The 15,006-nt window shown below is 63.7% G+C and carries 20 protein-coding genes; 15 read left to right on the forward strand and 5 right to left on the reverse strand.

The genetic code is table 11. The features are described from left to right. Positions 1-55: 55 nt before the first annotated feature. From PLAV_RS01025 to queG, 4 genes are read left to right on the forward strand one after another with little or no spacing between them, the layout of a single operon-like run. Positions 56-1,063 (forward strand): complex I NDUFA9 subunit family protein, encoded by a 1,008-nt coding sequence (locus tag PLAV_RS01025; protein WP_049767669.1) that lies wholly within the window; start codon positions 56-58, stop codon positions 1,061-1,063. A gap of 10 nt (positions 1,064-1,073) precedes the next feature. Further along, positions 1,074-1,487, forward strand: coding sequence for a Cu(I)-responsive transcriptional regulator (gene cueR / locus PLAV_RS01030; protein ID WP_011995112.1), 414 nt, complete (start codon positions 1,074-1,076; stop codon positions 1,485-1,487). Between the two features lie 12 nt (positions 1,488-1,499). Further along, a complete protein-coding gene (locus PLAV_RS01035; RefSeq protein ID WP_011995113.1) occupies positions 1,500-2,180 on the forward strand; it encodes a glutathione S-transferase family protein in 681 nt (226 codons plus the stop codon). After that, positions 2,161-3,312 carry a tRNA epoxyqueuosine(34) reductase QueG gene (queG, locus tag PLAV_RS01040; protein ID WP_011995114.1) on the forward strand — a complete coding sequence of 384 codons (1,152 nt, stop codon included), beginning with the start codon at positions 2,161-2,163 and terminating at the stop codon, positions 3,310-3,312. Before PLAV_RS01035 ends, queG begins: the two co-directional genes overlap by 20 nt. Here the strand turns inward: queG and PLAV_RS01045 are convergent. Next, positions 3,297-4,052: a tetratricopeptide repeat protein gene (locus tag PLAV_RS01045; RefSeq protein WP_011995115.1), complete on the reverse strand. Its 756-nt coding sequence runs from the start codon at positions 4,050-4,052 to the stop codon at positions 3,297-3,299. The genes queG and PLAV_RS01045 overlap by 16 nt on opposite strands. Before the next feature lie 57 nt (positions 4,053-4,109). Here PLAV_RS01045 and PLAV_RS01050 point away from each other — a divergent pair, with 57 nt between their 5' ends. Together PLAV_RS01050 and PLAV_RS01055 are read left to right on the forward strand one after the other, a co-directional pair. Next, entirely contained in the window at positions 4,110-4,985 is an 876-nt protein-coding gene (locus PLAV_RS01050) for an SDR family oxidoreductase (RefSeq protein WP_011995116.1), read from the forward strand. A 71-nt stretch (positions 4,986-5,056) separates the two neighbouring features. Next, positions 5,057-5,455: a hypothetical protein gene (locus tag PLAV_RS01055; protein WP_011995117.1), complete on the forward strand. Its 399-nt coding sequence runs from the start codon at positions 5,057-5,059 to the stop codon at positions 5,453-5,455. A gap of 64 nt (positions 5,456-5,519) precedes the next feature. Here PLAV_RS01055 and PLAV_RS01060 read toward each other — a convergent pair whose 3' ends face one another. After that, the gene (locus PLAV_RS01060; protein WP_011995118.1) at positions 5,520-6,314 is read right to left on the reverse strand and encodes an alpha/beta hydrolase; all 795 of its coding nucleotides are present in this window, start codon (positions 6,312-6,314) and stop codon (positions 5,520-5,522) included. A 58-nt stretch (positions 6,315-6,372) separates the two neighbouring features. Between PLAV_RS01060 and PLAV_RS01065 the strand changes: the two genes are divergently transcribed. From PLAV_RS01065 to infC, 3 genes are all read left to right on the forward strand, one after another. Beyond that, positions 6,373-7,548 (forward strand): glycosyltransferase family 4 protein, encoded by a 1,176-nt coding sequence (locus PLAV_RS01065; protein ID WP_202943991.1) that lies wholly within the window; start codon positions 6,373-6,375, stop codon positions 7,546-7,548. Next, positions 7,545-7,904 carry a hypothetical protein gene (locus tag PLAV_RS01070; protein WP_011995120.1) on the forward strand — a complete coding sequence of 120 codons (360 nt, stop codon included), beginning with the start codon at positions 7,545-7,547 and terminating at the stop codon, positions 7,902-7,904. The genes PLAV_RS01065 and PLAV_RS01070 overlap by 4 nt, the downstream gene beginning before the upstream one ends. 131 nt (positions 7,905-8,035) lie before the next feature. Further along, entirely contained in the window at positions 8,036-8,557 is a 522-nt protein-coding gene (gene infC / locus PLAV_RS01075) for a translation initiation factor IF-3 (RefSeq protein ID WP_011995121.1), read from the forward strand. 52 nt (positions 8,558-8,609) lie between these two features. Here infC and PLAV_RS01080 read toward each other — a convergent pair whose 3' ends face one another. Continuing rightward, positions 8,610-9,566 carry a glycerophosphodiester phosphodiesterase family protein gene (locus PLAV_RS01080; protein WP_011995122.1) on the reverse strand — a complete coding sequence of 319 codons (957 nt, stop codon included), beginning with the start codon at positions 9,564-9,566 and terminating at the stop codon, positions 8,610-8,612. Between the two features lie 373 nt (positions 9,567-9,939). Between PLAV_RS01080 and PLAV_RS19565 the strand changes: the two genes are divergently transcribed. From PLAV_RS19565 to PLAV_RS19745, 6 genes are all read left to right on the forward strand, one after another. Beyond that, positions 9,940-10,101, forward strand: a complete 162-nt coding sequence (locus PLAV_RS19565) for a hypothetical protein (protein WP_168713160.1) — start codon at positions 9,940-9,942, stop codon at positions 10,099-10,101. Positions 10,102-10,295: 194 nt separating this feature from the next. After that, positions 10,296-11,543, forward strand: coding sequence for an LLM class flavin-dependent oxidoreductase (locus PLAV_RS01085; RefSeq protein WP_011995124.1), 1,248 nt, complete (start codon positions 10,296-10,298; stop codon positions 11,541-11,543). Between the two features lie 82 nt (positions 11,544-11,625). After that, positions 11,626-12,063, forward strand: a complete 438-nt coding sequence (locus PLAV_RS01090) for a MarR family winged helix-turn-helix transcriptional regulator (protein WP_011995125.1) — start codon at positions 11,626-11,628, stop codon at positions 12,061-12,063. Between the two features lie 119 nt (positions 12,064-12,182). After that, complete coding sequence (locus PLAV_RS01095; protein ID WP_245545197.1) at positions 12,183-13,037, forward strand: phytanoyl-CoA dioxygenase family protein; 855 nt, start codon at positions 12,183-12,185, stop codon at positions 13,035-13,037. A 143-nt stretch (positions 13,038-13,180) separates the two neighbouring features. Next, positions 13,181-13,531 (forward strand): I78 family peptidase inhibitor, encoded by a 351-nt coding sequence (locus tag PLAV_RS01100; protein ID WP_168713161.1) that lies wholly within the window; start codon positions 13,181-13,183, stop codon positions 13,529-13,531. Positions 13,532-13,580: 49 nt separating this feature from the next. Then, positions 13,581-14,123, forward strand: a complete 543-nt coding sequence (locus tag PLAV_RS19745) for an I78 family peptidase inhibitor (RefSeq protein WP_011995128.1) — start codon at positions 13,581-13,583, stop codon at positions 14,121-14,123. Positions 14,124-14,144: 21 nt separating this feature from the next. Here the strand turns inward: PLAV_RS19745 and PLAV_RS01110 are convergent, their stop codons facing one another. Beyond that, positions 14,145-14,672 (reverse strand): VOC family protein, encoded by a 528-nt coding sequence (locus PLAV_RS01110; protein ID WP_011995129.1) that lies wholly within the window; start codon positions 14,670-14,672, stop codon positions 14,145-14,147. A 10-nt stretch (positions 14,673-14,682) separates the two neighbouring features. Continuing rightward, on the reverse strand, positions 14,683-15,000 hold the full coding sequence (locus PLAV_RS01115; protein WP_041535785.1) for a CcdB family protein: 318 nt from the start codon (positions 14,998-15,000) through the stop codon (positions 14,683-14,685). Between the last annotated feature and the right edge of the window lie 6 nt (positions 15,001-15,006).

Below are 15,006 nucleotides of genomic sequence, written 5' to 3' on the forward strand. Positions count from 1 at the left end.
CCGAAAGGGGCCCCCAGGGGGCCCGGAGACGGGCTGGAGCGAAAGGCGAGACGAAATGGGCACGCAAGCCGGAGACGGACGGATCAGGGGACGCGCATTGCCGGTGGCGGGCACGATCACGGTATTCGGCGGTTCGGGCTTTGTGGGCCGTCATATCGTGCAGACGCTGGCGAAGCGCGGCTACCGCATCCGCGTCGCCGTGCGCCGCCCGAACGAAGCCCTGTTCCTGCGCCCGATGGGCGTGGTCGGGCAGGTGGAGCCCATCCAGGCCAATATTCGCGACGACGCCTCGGTGCGCGCCGCCGTGGCGGGCGCCGACGCCGTGGTGAACCTTGTCGGCATTCTCCACGAAACCGGCAAGCAGACATTCGACGCCGTGCAGGCGGAAGGCGCGGGCCGCGTTGCGCGCGCGGCGGCGGAAGCAGGCTGCGGCCGCCTGATCCATATTTCGGCCATCGGCGCGGACGAGGAAAGCGCCTCGCATTACGGGCGCACCAAGGCGCTGGGCGAGAAGGCGGTGCGGGACGCGATGCCGGATGCGGCGATCGTGCGGCCCTCGATCGTGTTCGGGCCGGGGGACAGCTTCTTCAACCGTTTCGCGGCGCTGGCGCGGCTCTTTCCCGCGCTGCCGCTGATCGGCGGCGGCACGATGCGGCTGCAACCCGTTTACGTGAAGGATGTCGCCGAAGGCGTCGTGCAAATTCTCGAAGGCGAGGGGCTTTCCGGCCGCGTCTATGAATTCGGCGGGCCGGAAGTGCTGACCTTCCGTGAACTGATGGAATTGACACGGCGCGAAATCGGCCGCAGGACGCTGCTGCTGCCGATGCCGGTATGGGTCGCGAAGCTGATGGCCATGTTCACGCAGTTCATTCCCAACCCGCCGCTGACGCCCGACCAGGTGCGCCTTCTCACCATCGACAATGTGGTGAGCGAGGAGGCGAAGGCGGAAGGCCGGACGCTGCAGGGCCTCGGCCTCGCGCCGACAGCCGCCGAAGTCGTGCTGCCCACTTATCTCTACAGGTTCCGCCGGACGGGACAGTTCGAGAACGCCAACGCGAGTTGAAGACAAGGCCATGAATATCGGCGAGGCGGCGGCACGCTCCGGCGTGCCCGCGAAGACCATTCGATATTACGAAGACATCGCGCTGATCGAGAGCGCGGACAGGAGCGCCAACGGCTATCGCGCCTATACGGAAGAGGATGTCCATACGCTGCGCTTTGTTGCGCGCGCCCGTTCGCTGGGCTTCACGGTGGCGCAATGCCGCGATCTCCTCGCGCTTTACCGCGACCGCAGCCGCTCCAGCGCCGACGTGAAGGCGATCGCCGAGATGCATATGGAGGAAATCGACGGCAAGATCGACGGCTTGCGCGCGATGCGCGAAACCCTCGCCACCCTGACCCGGAAATGCCACGGCGACGACAGGCCCGACTGCCCGATCATCGACGAACTCGCCGCCGGAAAGACGGCGGCCAAAAGAAGCAAATAGAAACGCGAGTCCATGCGCCAGCTTTACCACATGCCGATTTCACCCGCCTGCCGCAAGGTGCGCCTTGCCCTGACGGAAAAGAACCTCGAATTCGAGCTGGTGGAAGAGCGCGACTGGGAGCGCCGCCGCGAATTCCTGATGCTCAACCCGGCCGGCGAAGTGCCGGTGCTGGTGGAGGACGAGGCGGAGCCGATTTGCGGCGCGACGCCGATCACGGAATATCTGGAGGAAACCTCGACGGATGTGAAGCTGATGCCGTCGGACCCGCATGCGCGCGCGGAGATGCGGCGCCTCATCGACTGGTTCGACCGCAAATTCGCGGTGGAGGTGTCCGACGGGCTGATCTTCGAGAAGGTGACGCGGCGTTTCCTCAGTTCGGCCGAAGGCGGCGGCGCGCCCGACATGGTTGTGGTGCGCGCGGCGCTGCATAATCTGCGCTATCACCTCGACTATATCTGCTTCCTGATGGAAGAGCGGAACTGGCTCGCGGGCGAGGAGATGACGCTGGCCGACCTCACCGCCGCCGCGCATCTCTCCTGCCTCGATTATGTCGGCGACGTGCCCTGGGCGCAGTATCAGGGCGCGAAGGACTGGTATGTGAAGATCAAGTCGCGCCCAGGCTTCCGCCAGTTGCTCGCCGATCACGTCGCCGGAATGCCGCCGCCGAAACTCTATGCCAATCTCGATTTCTGATCGCGCGAAAGACCTGAACGCATTGCGCGGCGAGCTTCTCGCCCGCGCGAAGGAGGCGGGCTTCGACGATGTCGGCATCGCGCGCGCCGATGCGAGGGGCGATCTGCCGGCGCGGCTCGATGAGTGGCTGGTGGAGGGCCGCCACGGCAACATGGACTGGATGGCCGAGACGGCGGCACGGCGCGCGGCGCCCGCGACGCTCTGGCCGGAAGCGAAATCCGTCATCATGCTGGCGATGAATTACGGGCCGGACACCGACCCGCTGGAAATTCTCGGCCATCGCGACCGGGCGGCGATCTCCGTTTACGCGCAGAACCGCGACTATCACGACCTCGTCAAGAAGCGGCTGAAACAGGTGGCGCGCTGGCTCGCCAAAACGAGCGGCGCCGAGGTGAAGGTCTTCGTCGATACGGCACCCGTGATGGAGAAGCCGCTGGCGGAAGCGGCCGGGCTCGGCTGGCAGGGCAAGCACACGAACCTCGTCTCGCGCACCCTCGGCTCGTGGTTCTTTCTCGGCTCGATCTTCACCACGCTCGATTTCGAAGCCGACAAACGGCATGACGACCGCTGCGGCGAGTGCCGCCGCTGTCTCGATGCCTGTCCGACGAAAGCCTTTCCCGCGCCTTACGAACTCGATGCGCGGCGCTGCATTTCCTATCTCACCATCGAGCACAAGGGACACATCGCGCGCGAGTTCCGTGAGCCGATGGGCAACCGCATCTATGGCTGCGACGATTGTCTCGCCGTCTGCCCCTGGAACAAATTCGCGAACCGCGCGCGCGAGGAAGCGTTTCATCCGCGCGATGAATTGCGCGCGCCGCTGCTTTCGGACCTCGCGCGGCTGGACGATGCCGCGTTCCGCGCTTTCTTTTCGGGCTCGCCTGTGAAACGGATCGGCCGCGATCGTTTTGTGAGGAATGTGCTGATCGCCATCGGCAATTCCGGCGATCCGTCGCTTGTGCCCGTGACGACGGCGCTGCTCGAGGATGCCTCGCCGCTTGTCCGCGCGATGGCGGTATGGGCGCTGGCGCAGCTTGGGCAGGGAGATATTCTGCGCGCCCGCGCAGAGACGGCGCTGCAAGCGGAAGCCGACGAGGCGGTGCGCGAGGAGTGGCGCTATTCCTTGAGATAATCCCGCGCGGCGATGGCGGCCGGATGGTTCTCCTGCCCGGTCTGCCCCGCATAGCGCAGCAGCGTGCTCCAATCGCCCCATGCGCCCGGCTTGTCGCCCAGTGCCTTGTGAACGAGGCCGCGCTCCAGCAGCGCATCGAGATTGTGCGGGCGAAGCTCCACCGCGCGATTGGCGTCGACCAGTGCCGCGCGCGGATGACCCAATATGCGGTTTGCCGCCGAGCGCAGCATCATCGGCTCGGGATAATGGGGATCGAGCGCAAGAGCTTCGGCCGCGTCGTCGCGCACGCCCTCCCAATCCTTCGCGATGGCCTTCACGCGGGCGCGGCCTGCGTAATAGGTCGGATCGTCGGGCACCCGGGCGATGGCGTTGTCATAGGCACGCAGCGCGAGTTTCGGCGAACCGGCAATCGCCCAGGCATCGCCCGCCTGCGCATAGATCGGCGAGCGCAACTCGTCATCCGCGCGCAACATGCGTTCGGCGAGATCGAAAAAGGCGCTGCCCGCTTCATCCGCCCGGCCAAGTTCCATCAGAGACAGGGCCTCGCAATGCATGCCGCCTGCTTCATCCTCGCCGCCCTTGAGCTTCAACTTCTGCGCCATTTCGAGCGCGGCGGTCGGGTCCGGCTGGACGAGCGCGATGCAGGCGTCGTAATCCGGCTCCGGCGCTTCGGCACGGGCCGCGCCGAGAAGGAAAACGACAGCGAGAAAAGGCGGAAAGAAATACGGGATGCGTTTCATGTGGCATAAGCTCTGCCAGCGGCGGACGTCTTGCAAGTGAAAGAATGGTCAGACGAAATGAGTGGCAAACGGCTTTTCTGTTTCGGTATGGGTTTCAGCGCGCGGGTCTTTGCCAGCCGCCTTGCCGGACGCGGCTTTGCTGTGGCGGGCACTTGCAGGAGCGAAGAGAAGGCGGCGCGGCTCCGCGAGGCGGGCATCGAGGCTTTTCTTTTCGACAGCGGCTTGCCGCTGCGGGACGCGGAGCAGGCGCTTGACGGCACCACGCATCTGCTGATCTCGACGCCGCCAGCGGAAGCGGGCGACCCGGTGCTGGCCGCGCATCGCGACGCGCTTCGCCGGCTCGCACCCCGGATCGAATGGGCGGGCTATCTTTCGACCACCGGCGTCTATGGCGACCGGCAGGGCGGCTGGGTGACGGAGGAGACGCCGCTCGACCCGGCCGTGGCGAGGAGCGACAGGCGGGCGAGCGCGGAAGCCGGCTGGCAGGCCTTCGCGCGCGAGACCGGGCTGCCGCTCCATATATTCCGGCTGGCCGGCATATACGGGCCGGGACGCAACCAGCTTCAAGGCGTGATCGACGGCACGGCGAAGCGGATCGTGAAGGAAGGGCAGATTTTCTCGCGCATTCATGTGGAGGATATTGCGGGCGTGCTCGAAGCCTCGATGGCAAAGAAGCGGCCGGGCGCGATCTACAATGTCTGCGACGACGAACCCGCCCCCGCGCATGAAGTTGTGGCCTATGCGGCGGAACTGCTTGGCCGCGAGCCGCCGCTGGAAGTGCCTTATGAGACGGCTGATCTTTCGCCGATGGCGCGGAGCTTCTATGCCGCCTCGCGCCGCGTTTCCAATGTGCGTCTTCACGAGGAATTGGGCTATGATCTGCGCTATCCGACCTATCGCGAGGGCTTGAAGGCGCTGCTCGGTACGCTGTGACGCAGGCCATTCTGCCGCAGGATAGGCGGCCTCCTCGCCTCGTATAGTGAAGCGTGTTCATCGGAGGTGTCATGAGCCATCATTTTCACGCGGTCGTCTGGATCGACCATCACGAAGCCCGCATTCTCGAATTCAATGCCGACGATGCGAAGACCGACAAGGTGGTGTTGAAACATGCCGCCACCCGAAAACATGCACAGTTTTCCGGCCATGCGAGCTGGCGCGCCTCGGAAGACACCGGCTTCTTCGATGAAGTTGCGGCGAAGCTTGAAGGGATCGGAGAAATTCTGATCGTCGGTCCGGCAAATGCGAAACTCGGTTTCCTGAAACGGCTGCAGGCGAAGCATGGTTCGGTGGCGGATCATGTCGTCGGCATCGAGACGGTCGACCATCCGGGCGACGGCGAATTGCTGAACTACGCCAAGGCCTATTTCCGCAAGGCCGACCGGATGCTGCCCCAGGTCGATTGATCCGCTGCTCGCTTCCTTTTCTTCCACCCTCCCCGTGGGGAGGGTGGGAAGAGAAGGAGTTTTCTTATCGCTCGATCTCTTTCAGCAGAGCTTCAATCGTTTCCGTCAACCTTGCGAGGTCGACTGGCGTTGAGAGCCGGTGGTCGCCGGATTTGGCGAGATTGATGGTGACGTCGCTGCTTGCAAGCGCATCGACGAGGCGCATGGCGTGTTGCCAGGGGACGTCGGGGTCGGCCATGCCCTGCAGGATGCGGACGGGGATGGCGAGCGGGATCTTCTCGCCGAGCAGGAGATGGTTCCGCCCATCCTCGATCAGCCGCATCGTGATCTCGTAGGGTTCGTCGCTGTAGTCGGACGGTTCGCGGTAGATGCCGTCACGCGCGAGGACGGATTTTATTTCGTCCGAAAAGCCCTTCCACATCAGTTCTTCGGTGAAGTCCGGCGCGGGAGCGATGAGGACGAGTGCCTTCACGCGTTCGGGACGCGCCAGCGCCGCGAGCAGCGCCATCCAGCCGCCCATGCTGGAACCGATCAGCACTTGCGGGCCTTGCGCGAGTGCGTCGATGGCGCAGAGCGCATCGTCGAGCCATCGCGTCACGGTTGCGCGGGCGAAGTCGCCGGAGGAAGCGCCATGCGCGTAATAATCGAAGCGAAGAAGGTGCCGGTCTGCCGCGCGCGCCCAATCGGCGAGTGCCGCCGCCTTGGTGCCGGTCATTTCGGACTTGAAACCGCCGAGCCAGGTGAGGCCTGTCGGACCCGAAGGGTGCCGAGGCGCATCGACCAGACAGGCGAGGCTTTCGCTTGCGCTGCCATCATGGCCGGGGCGGTCGAGCTTGCGGGGCGTTGTGCTGTCGGTCATTGTCGCTTTTGGCGTGCCGTCATTGCATACAAACCATACATCCAACAGAGATAGCCGCGTGTCCAATCCTTTCGAAACCCTGTCGCCGAAGCCGGTGATCCTGCAGGTCGTTCCCGCCCTTGAAACCGGCGGTGCGGAACGCACGACGCTCGATGTGGCGCGCGCCGTGATGATGGCCGGCGGGCGGGCCATCGTCGCGAGCCGGGGCGGACGCATGGTGCCGGAACTGATCGTCTCAGGCGCCGAACATATCGACATGGCGATGCATTCGAAGAATCCGGTGGTCATGGCGCTCAATGTCGAGCGGCTGGCGCGGATCGTCGCTCGCGAAGGCGTCGATCTCGTTCATGCGCGAAGCCGCGCGCCGGCATGGAGCGCGCTGGCGGCCTCGCGGCGCGCGGGCGTGCCTTTCGTCACCACCTATCATTCGCGCGTCCACACCAAGCCGCGCCTGAAGGTTTTCTACAATTCCGTGATGGTACGGGGCGATGCGGTGATCGCGAACTCGTCCTATACAGCCGACAGCATTCGCGCCGTTCACGCACCGGACGAGGCGCGCATCTTCACGGTGCCGCGCGGCGTCGATATCGAAAGCTTTGCTGCCGTGACGCCCTCCCGCATGGAGGCACTGCGCGGGCGCTGGGGGATCGGCGAAGACGCGGGAACGGTATTTCTCCATCCGGCGCGGCTGACGCGATGGAAAGGGCAGGCGGTTTCCATCGAGGCGGCGCGGCTGCTTGCCGGGCGCGGTGGGGCGGACTTCACGCTGCTGCTGGCGGGAGACGCGCAAGGCCGCGACGGCTACACGGCGGAACTCGAAAAGGCGATTGCCGATGCCGGCCTCGGCGCGCGGGTGCGGCTGGCCGGGCATGGCGACGACATGGCGGCGGCCTATGCGCTGGCGGATGTCGTTCTGTCGCCCTCGATAGAGCCAGAACCTTTCGGCCGGACGGCGGTCGAGGCGCAGGCGGCGTCGAGGCCGGTGATCGTCAGCGATGCGGGCGGCCAGCGAGAGACGGTGATCGAGGGCGAGACGGGCTTCCGCGTGAAGCCGAACGATGCCGCTGCGCTTGCCGATGCAATGGCCCGGATGCTGGCGATGGGGCCGGAGGGCCGCGCGGCGATGGGCGCCCGCGGCTACGCAAACGCCGCTACGCATTATTCCGTCGACACGATGTGCCGGACGACGCTCGAGATTTACGCAGGGCTGATCGGACGGATGCGGAGCGCATGAGCAAGCCCGTCATCGCGCTCTGGTTTGGCGCCGGCGGCGAAGCCCACGCCGAGGCAGGCCTGAAGGCGATCCGCGAAAGCCACCCCGGCGTCCGGCTTCTGCTGCTGACAAGGCGGGAGGCAGCGGGAGCGCACCACGCCCTCGCCGATGAAATCTGGGACGATGGCGCGGTCAGGGGCGCTTCGGCCTTTCTGGCGCGGGCGCGGCGCTTGTCCTGGGCATCGCCGGGACATATCTATGATCTGGAGGGGAGCCGCATGACGGTATTTCTCCGCCTGTGTGTGTGGCCAAGGCCACAATGGCACCATATGACGCCAAATCCGCGCTTAGCCGCCGAAACCGGCCTCCTTTCTTGACTTGCGGGGAACCGGCTTCAAATCTATAGCTGTGCGGGAACAACAACGTCCGGCAGAGAGCCCCTTGGCTTTCGCCGCCGCCAGTGGCGGCCGGACCATCAGAAGGAGAAGAGTTCATAGCTCGCAGACCGATGCAGGCGCCGCCCACCAGAGAGGGCCCGCGCATAAACGACATGATCGATGAGCCGACCGTGTTGCTCATTGACGCCGAGGGCGAAAAGCGCGGCGTTATTCCCACCGATGAAGCGATCAGGATGGCTGAAGAGGCCGGCCTCGATCTGGTTGAGGTATCGCCGAACGCGAAGCCTCCCGTGTGCAAGCTTCTCGACTACGGGAAATTCAAATACCAGGCACAGAAGAAGGCCAACGAGGCGCGCAAGAAACAGAAGACCGTCGAGGTCAAGGAAATCAAGATGCGCCCGAACATCGACACGCATGACTACGAGGTCAAGATGCGCGCGATGCTTCGCTTCTTCGAGGAAGGCGACAAGGTGAAAGTCACCCTGCGCTTCCGCGGCCGCGAAATGGCGCATCAGGAACTCGGCATGGTGCTGCTGAACAAGGTCAAGGAAGAGGTCGAGCCGATCGCGAAGGTCGAACTCTACCCCCGGCTCGAAGGCCGGCAGATGATCATGGTGCTGGCGCCGAAATAACGGCTGCCGGACGGCAGGAAAGAAGGCCCGGTGTTTTTCACCGGGCCTTTTTTCATTTGGCGAAGAGCCTTGAAAGGCGGTCCGGCCGGTCGGTCAGGATTGCCTCGACGCCGAGCGCCGCCAGCCGCTCCATCTCCGCTTCCTCATCGACCGTCCAGCAGGAGACGGCGAGGCCAAGCTCGTGCGCCAGCGCGGCGGTGTCGGCTGTCGCATCGCCATGCCATGCGAACCAGCCATCGGCGGGCGCGGCGGCGATGGCGCGCAGCATCCTCTCGGCAAAGCTGGCGCCCTTCTGCGCCCGCCAGTCGAACCCGGCGACCCAGGGCGCGCCGGAGGCGGAGGCGCGGCGATAGGCCTCGTCTTCCGAGCCCGGCTTGTCGCGCACGGCGGAGGGGTCTTCCGGATCGAGATGGAAGAAAGGGAGCGTCGTGAAGGCGTTGAGAATGCCGGGCGCCACTTCCTTCGCCCGGGCAAGGGCCCGCCAGTCGAAGGAGACGAAGGTGATGGTCTCGTCGAGTTCATGTTCCCGCGTCAGCGCGACGGCGGCATCCGCGAGTTCGACCGGATCGGCGGACTGGCTGAGATCGAGAAGAGCGGTCTTCAGTTCCACATAGAGACGGAAGCCGGGTTCGGCGCGCGCCTTCACCAGCTCATAGACCTCGGCGAGAAGCGGCACGCGCGCGCCGTCGACCGGCATCTGCTCGGGATAGCGCGCGCTGTAGCCGGCGCCGGGCTTCAGCCTGCCGACATCATAGGCGGCGAGTTCGGCGGCGGTGAGATCCTTGAGGAGAGGGGTCGGGCGCGCCACCCAGTCGCCGCCGGGACCGCGCGCAATGGCGGGCTTCAGGCTCTCGTCGTGATGCACGACGAGCTTGCCGTCGCGCGTGAGATGCACATCGAGCTCGATGCCGTCGGCGCCAGCGTCGATTGCGCGCTCGAAAGCCGCCATCGTGTTTTCCGGCCAGAGCCCCGCCCCGCCGCGATGCGCTACCTGAAGCGGCTTCGTCATGAATGTCTCCCCGATTTGTTGCGAAACGAGACTATCTGTCACGTGCCGCCGCCGTCCATCGCGGTTTTTCACCATATAAACAGGGCAAGAAATCGCCGGAGTACGGTCACGAAATCGCCGTACGGGGTTCGTAGCTTTCCCATGCTGACATCTGGCGTTGCAGCGCTACCCGGTGTATTCTGAATCGCTGCCAGAAAAGTTCGATCGCCTGAGGCTTTGTTGAGTGCCAGGCGGCGGGGATTGGAACGCCGGACCTGGGTAGGGCGCGATGTGTGTCCACGACAAGACCGGTGAACAGATGGCTATATCGACAATTTGGCGAAGGCTCAGTGGCCGCAAACGCCGCAGACGTTCCTTTTATGAATCATCCGATGTGATGCGCCGTGCCATCGAAACGACTGGCCCGGTGGACATGTGCCTTTATTCGGACGACGAACTGCGCCGTGTTCTGGAAACGGACATGGGTGCCTTGCGGCGCCAGGCTGCCGCGCAGGAACTGGCAAACCGGGCCTCCCGCGCCCGGCACCAGCTCTAGAAGAGCCGCCTTGAAGACCGCTAACGCTGCGGAAGCTGCCGCGCGCGCCGCATAGATGCGCGCTCCGGCCTGTCGCCTCCTGCCTTGTTGAGGCTACACTCTCTCCCACCGGAAATGCCGAACGGCAATCAAAACCGCCTCGCGGACCCAGAAGCCGCACGCGCGGAAAGAAACGCGGAAGGGGAGAGTACGTCATGAAATTCGGAGTATTTTACGAGCTGCAGCTGCCGAGGCCCTGGAACGAAGGCGACGAGCACCGCCTGTTTCATGAAGCTCTGGAGCAGATCGTGCTGGCCGACAAGCTCGGCTTCGACCACGCATGGGAGGTGGAGCATCACTTCCTCGATGAATATTCGCACTCCTCCTCGCCTGAGGTTTTCCTCGCCGCCGCCGCGTCGGTGACAAAGAACATCCGCCTCGGTCATGGCATCCGGCAGGTGATTCCGAATTACAACCACCCTGCCCGCACCGCCGAGGGCCTTGCAACGCTCGACATCATGTCGAATGGGCGCGTCGAATTCGGCATCGGCGAGGGCGCGACGCGGCTGGAGCTCGGCGGCTTCAACATTCCCGCGAAAGAAAAGCGCGCCATGGCCATCGAAGCCGGCGAGCAGATCGCCAACATGATGGTGCATGAGCCTTATCCCGGCTTCGAGGGAAAATACTTCTCCATGCCCTGCCGCAACGTGCTGCCGAAGCCGGTGCAGAAGCCGCATCCGCCGATGTGGATGGCCTGCACCAACCGCGACACGATCCGCGTCGCGGCATCGCTCGGCGTCGGCGCGCTTGCCTTCTCCTTCGTCGATCCGGAAGAAGCGAAAGCCTGGTCGGAAATCTATTACGGCATCATCAAATCGGAAGAGTGCAAGCCGATCGGCCATACGGTGAACGCCAACATCGCCATGGTGTCGAATTTCTCGCTGCATGAAGACCGGGCCGAAGCGATCCGCCGCGGCCATGAAGGCTTCGAATTTTTCGGCTATGCGCTGAACGCGCTTGTCGCGCATGACACGATACCGGGCCGGACGGATATGTGGGGCGACTACATCAAGGCGCGCGGCAACCGTACGCAGGAAGTGATCGACGCGGCAAAACGCGCGGAGGCCATCGCCACCGGCATCGGCACGCCGGACGACATGCGCGCCCATCTGCGCGCGTTCCGGGATGCGGGCGTCGACCAGGTGATTTTCATGCAGCAGGCAGGCCGCAACAAGCATTCGGATATCTGCGAATCGCTGGAGCTCTTCGCCGCCAAGGTAATGCCGGAGTTCAAGAAGGAAGCGGCCGAGCGCGAGGCAAGGAAACAGGCGGAGCTTGCGCCTTACATCGAGGCGGCGCTGAAACGGAAAAACTGGATGAAGCCGCTGGAGCGGGACGAGGTGCCGGTGGTGAAGGCTTCGGTGAAGCAGGCACAGGTCAACCAGACAAGCGCGGCGGACTAGTCTCCTCCTTCGCCCGCGCCCCCATATTGCACGGGAGCGCGGGCAAAGGTATCGTGTATCTACACGAAGGGGGAGCCATCCATTGACCGAAACCGCCGCACTCGAAGCTGAAGTCCGCGAGAACTGCGCGGCCTTGCGCGCGCGGATGGCCGCGCGAAAGCTGACACGCGCCTATGACAAGGCGCTGAAGCCTTCCGGTCTCAAGATCACGCAATTCACGCTGTTGATTGCAATTGCCGAGGGCAGCGCGAAATCCATGACGGCGCTTGCGGATCATCTGGCGCTGGAGCGCTCGAGCCTCGTGCGCAATGTGAAGCTTCTGGAAGATGACGGGCTGATCGAGGCGGCCCCGACAGGTGAAGGCCGTTCGCTCGGGCTCGTCCTCACCAAGGCGGGACGGAAGAAGCTGACCCAGGCGCTGCCCCTGTGGCGCAAGGCACAAGATGACGTCGAGACGGCGCTCGGCGCCAACTGGACGGGCGTGAAGAAGTCGCTGCAGCAGCTGATTGCAAAGACTTGAAAAGCCCGGAACGCCTCTGACCCTGCATGAAACGCGGGGGCAGACCTCCGCTTTTGGCGATAGCGTTTTGCCGAACGGCCTGGAAAGGCCGGAAAACGCAAAACAAGGGGAGGAAAGCGGTGACCAAGGGAAGGGGTATTGATCTCGAAGCGAAATTCGCGGATTTCGAGCGTGATGGGTATGTGATCTTCGAGAACGTGATCGAGCCGGAACTGGTATCGGAAATCCGCGAGGAACTGCTTCGCGTTGAACGCGATAACAACATGGGATTCCGGGATACCGACTTCGAGGGCAAGCAGACGGTCCGCATCTACAACCTGCTGGCGCATGGACCCACCTTCTGGAAGATACCGATCCATGAAGCAACACTGCCTTTTGCCGAGAAGGTGCTCGATGAGGAACTTCAGGTCTCTTCGGTGAGCTCCATAACGCTCTGCCCAGGCCAGGGCGCGCAACCTCTGCATGCTGACGATCAGCTGATTCCGGTGCCGAAACCGCACCAGCCTTTCACGCTGAATTGCGTCTGGGCGATCTCCGATTTCACGGAAGAGAATGGCGCTACGCGCCTCGTGCCCGGAAGCCACAAGGCGAGCGGCATGCCGGACTACGATATGGAGATGGACACGGTGGCGGGTGAAATGCCTGCGGGTTCGGTGTTGTTCTGGCATGGCAGTCTTTGGCATGCGGGCGGCAACAACCGCTCGAAGGAGCGCCGCTTCTGCGTTGCGAACTACTATTGCGCCGGCTTCATACGCCAGCAGGAGAACCAGCAACTCGGAATCCCGCTTGAGGAAGCGCGGAAATTTCCGCGCCGGTTGCAAGAACTCTGCGGCTATTCGGTCTATCGCGGCCTTTACGGTCATGTCGACAATGCCGATCCGATCGGGATGCTCGGCCGTGAAGACGGCTCAAGGCTAATCTGGCAACGGAGTTATGACGAGATGTATGAGGACAAGGCAGGCCCCGCCGAATAGAACGCGTCCCCCGCCAACCCCCTGGATCGCAGCAAATTCGCGGCCACGGCCACAAAATGGCCAGGGTCGTGGAACATCTTGCGGCTGCGCGCATTTATGGTGAGCAGTTCACAAGGGCCGGCAAGAGCCGAAGGAGGCGTGCGATGACAGGAAGAGGCCTTGGAGGCGTCATCCTGCCTGTGGCCATGACAATGGCTTTTCTATCCTTGGCCGCCTGCCATTCGGGCGGTCAGGTGGCGCGGACGGCGAAACCCGGTGCGGGTGCCGAGCGCGCGATATCCGAACGCAGCTGCGATTCCCTCGCGGCGACCCATCGCGCACGCTGGCACGGTGAAGCATACGAAAAGGCCCAGCGCGACATTGTGGTGATGGGCGAAATTGAAAGAATTCGCATCATCCGTCCGGGCGACGTCGTGACCATGGATTACGACCCCCATCGGCTGAATGTGACACTCGACGCTGCATCCATCGTTCGCGATGTGGAATGCGGCTAGATAGCGCCGCGGGCGCTCCTCCGAAGAGCAACTCAAACGGGAGAAAACCATGAAGCATTCGCTGAAATATTTGCTCGGAACGGTGGCGGTCGCCGGCCTGCTGGCAGTGGCCGCATGTGACGACCCCAACGAGAACGAAAACGCGCAGACCGCGCCGGGAGAAATGCAGTCTCCGGACAGTGCCGTTCCGTTGACGAACCAGCCTGGTCAGGCCGCGCCGGGAAGCACGGGCATGGTGGACAACACGACGCCTTCGACAGATATGCCCGAAAGCCAGACGCCGGGCAGCGACCTGCCTGCGGGCGACATGTCGATGGGTGAGGAAGCTGCCGCCGAAGGCACCGACGCCGAGACAATCGCCGGTACGGGCGACGCCGCCAATGATTGCGAAGCCGCCGCAGGCGATGACGGACTGGGCGTATGGGTTGGCCAGCCTTATGAAGAGGCCAAGGACGCGATCGAAGCCCGGGAGGGCATCGAGACAGTGCGTGTGATCCGTCCCGGAGACGCGGTCACGCAGGACTTCCGCGACGACCGGCTGAATGTCGAGCTGGACGAGGATGGCAACATCACGAATCTTCGTTGCGGCTAAACGGACCGGCGGTGAGGCTCGTCAGCGGACGGGCCTCACCGGATCCGTCCCGTCCCAGCCGATGGCGGCCTTGCGAATGTGTTCAAAGAATTTGCCCTTGCCGCCGCTGATATCCGACATCTCGATCACCGTGCCGGGATGCGTCTCGGTATCGAAATAGACGAAGCGGCCCTGTGGCCCGCCGATCTGTCCTTCATGGCCGACCTTGTAGCCTGCGGCGAGCGCGCGGTCGTAATCGGCCTGATAATTCTGCGTCCAGTAGGACATGTGCTGCAGGCCCTCGCGGCCCGCATTCAGGAAATCCATATACATTGAGGGCGCGTCGTTGCGCTGCTGGATGAGCTCGATCTGGAGGTCGCCCGTATTGCCGAGCGCGATGCTCATTTCGACGGGGGACGGCTCGCCCTTGTAGGTGAACCAGTCGCATTGCACGCGGTCGATATAATAGAAGGGCCCGACGCCGAGCACTTCCGTCCAGTGCTTCAACGCGGCTTCGATGTCGCGCACGACATAGCCGTTCTGGCAGACATTTCCGAAAAAGCGGCTCATGAAAATTCCTCTAGATACCCGTCACGAGAAAATCGATAGCGGCGATGATTTCGTCCCTGCGGTGAGAGAGCGACGCCACAATGTCGCCGCCGAGGAACGATGTCGATATGCCCGCGATTTCCAGCGTCGAGAGAATGAGCTTTCTTCCCTCGATTTCGAAAATCGGGTTCAGGCGGCTGATAGGCAGTTCAGCCCGCGATAGCGGAACGAGAGGGACAACGACGCGCAGGGCCCGCGTCTCGATCACCTCGTGTTGCAAAAGCAGGAAGTATGGAATGGCCTCGCGGCTGGCGGCATTCCTGTTCCGATAGACATCGAATTGCGCCATTCACCC

The sequence above is a fragment of the Parvibaculum lavamentivorans DS-1 genome, from assembly GCF_000017565.1.
Classification (GTDB): domain Bacteria; phylum Pseudomonadota; class Alphaproteobacteria; order Parvibaculales; family Parvibaculaceae; genus Parvibaculum; species Parvibaculum lavamentivorans.

Coding starts and splice junctions, on each gene's coding strand:
- PLAV_RS01045 (WP_011995115.1), bottom strand. CDS start 4,052: ATGAAACGCATCCCGTATTTCTTTCCGCCTTTTCTCGCTGTCGTTTTC.
- PLAV_RS01025 (WP_049767669.1), top strand. CDS start 56: ATGGGCACGCAAGCCGGAGACGGACGGATCAGGGGACGCGCATTGCCG.
- PLAV_RS01070 (WP_011995120.1), top strand. CDS start 7,545: ATGAGCAAGCCCGTCATCGCGCTCTGGTTTGGCGCCGGCGGCGAAGCC.
- cueR (WP_011995112.1), top strand. CDS start 1,074: ATGAATATCGGCGAGGCGGCGGCACGCTCCGGCGTGCCCGCGAAGACC.
- queG (WP_011995114.1), top strand. CDS start 2,161: ATGCCAATCTCGATTTCTGATCGCGCGAAAGACCTGAACGCATTGCGC.
- PLAV_RS01110 (WP_011995129.1), bottom strand. CDS start 14,672: ATGAGCCGCTTTTTCGGAAATGTCTGCCAGAACGGCTATGTCGTGCGC.
- PLAV_RS01035 (WP_011995113.1), top strand. CDS start 1,500: ATGCGCCAGCTTTACCACATGCCGATTTCACCCGCCTGCCGCAAGGTG.
- PLAV_RS01085 (WP_011995124.1), top strand. CDS start 10,296: ATGAAATTCGGAGTATTTTACGAGCTGCAGCTGCCGAGGCCCTGGAAC.
- PLAV_RS01080 (WP_011995122.1), bottom strand. CDS start 9,566: ATGACGAAGCCGCTTCAGGTAGCGCATCGCGGCGGGGCGGGGCTCTGG.
- PLAV_RS01055 (WP_011995117.1), top strand. CDS start 5,057: ATGAGCCATCATTTTCACGCGGTCGTCTGGATCGACCATCACGAAGCC.
- infC (WP_011995121.1), top strand. CDS start 8,036: ATGCAGGCGCCGCCCACCAGAGAGGGCCCGCGCATAAACGACATGATC.
- PLAV_RS01050 (WP_011995116.1), top strand. CDS start 4,110: ATGAGTGGCAAACGGCTTTTCTGTTTCGGTATGGGTTTCAGCGCGCGG.
- PLAV_RS01115 (WP_041535785.1), bottom strand. CDS start 15,000: ATGGCGCAATTCGATGTCTATCGGAACAGGAATGCCGCCAGCCGCGAG.
- PLAV_RS01100 (WP_168713161.1), top strand. CDS start 13,181: ATGACAGGAAGAGGCCTTGGAGGCGTCATCCTGCCTGTGGCCATGACA.
- PLAV_RS01060 (WP_011995118.1), bottom strand. CDS start 6,314: ATGACCGACAGCACAACGCCCCGCAAGCTCGACCGCCCCGGCCATGAT.
- PLAV_RS19745 (WP_011995128.1), top strand. CDS start 13,581: ATGAAGCATTCGCTGAAATATTTGCTCGGAACGGTGGCGGTCGCCGGC.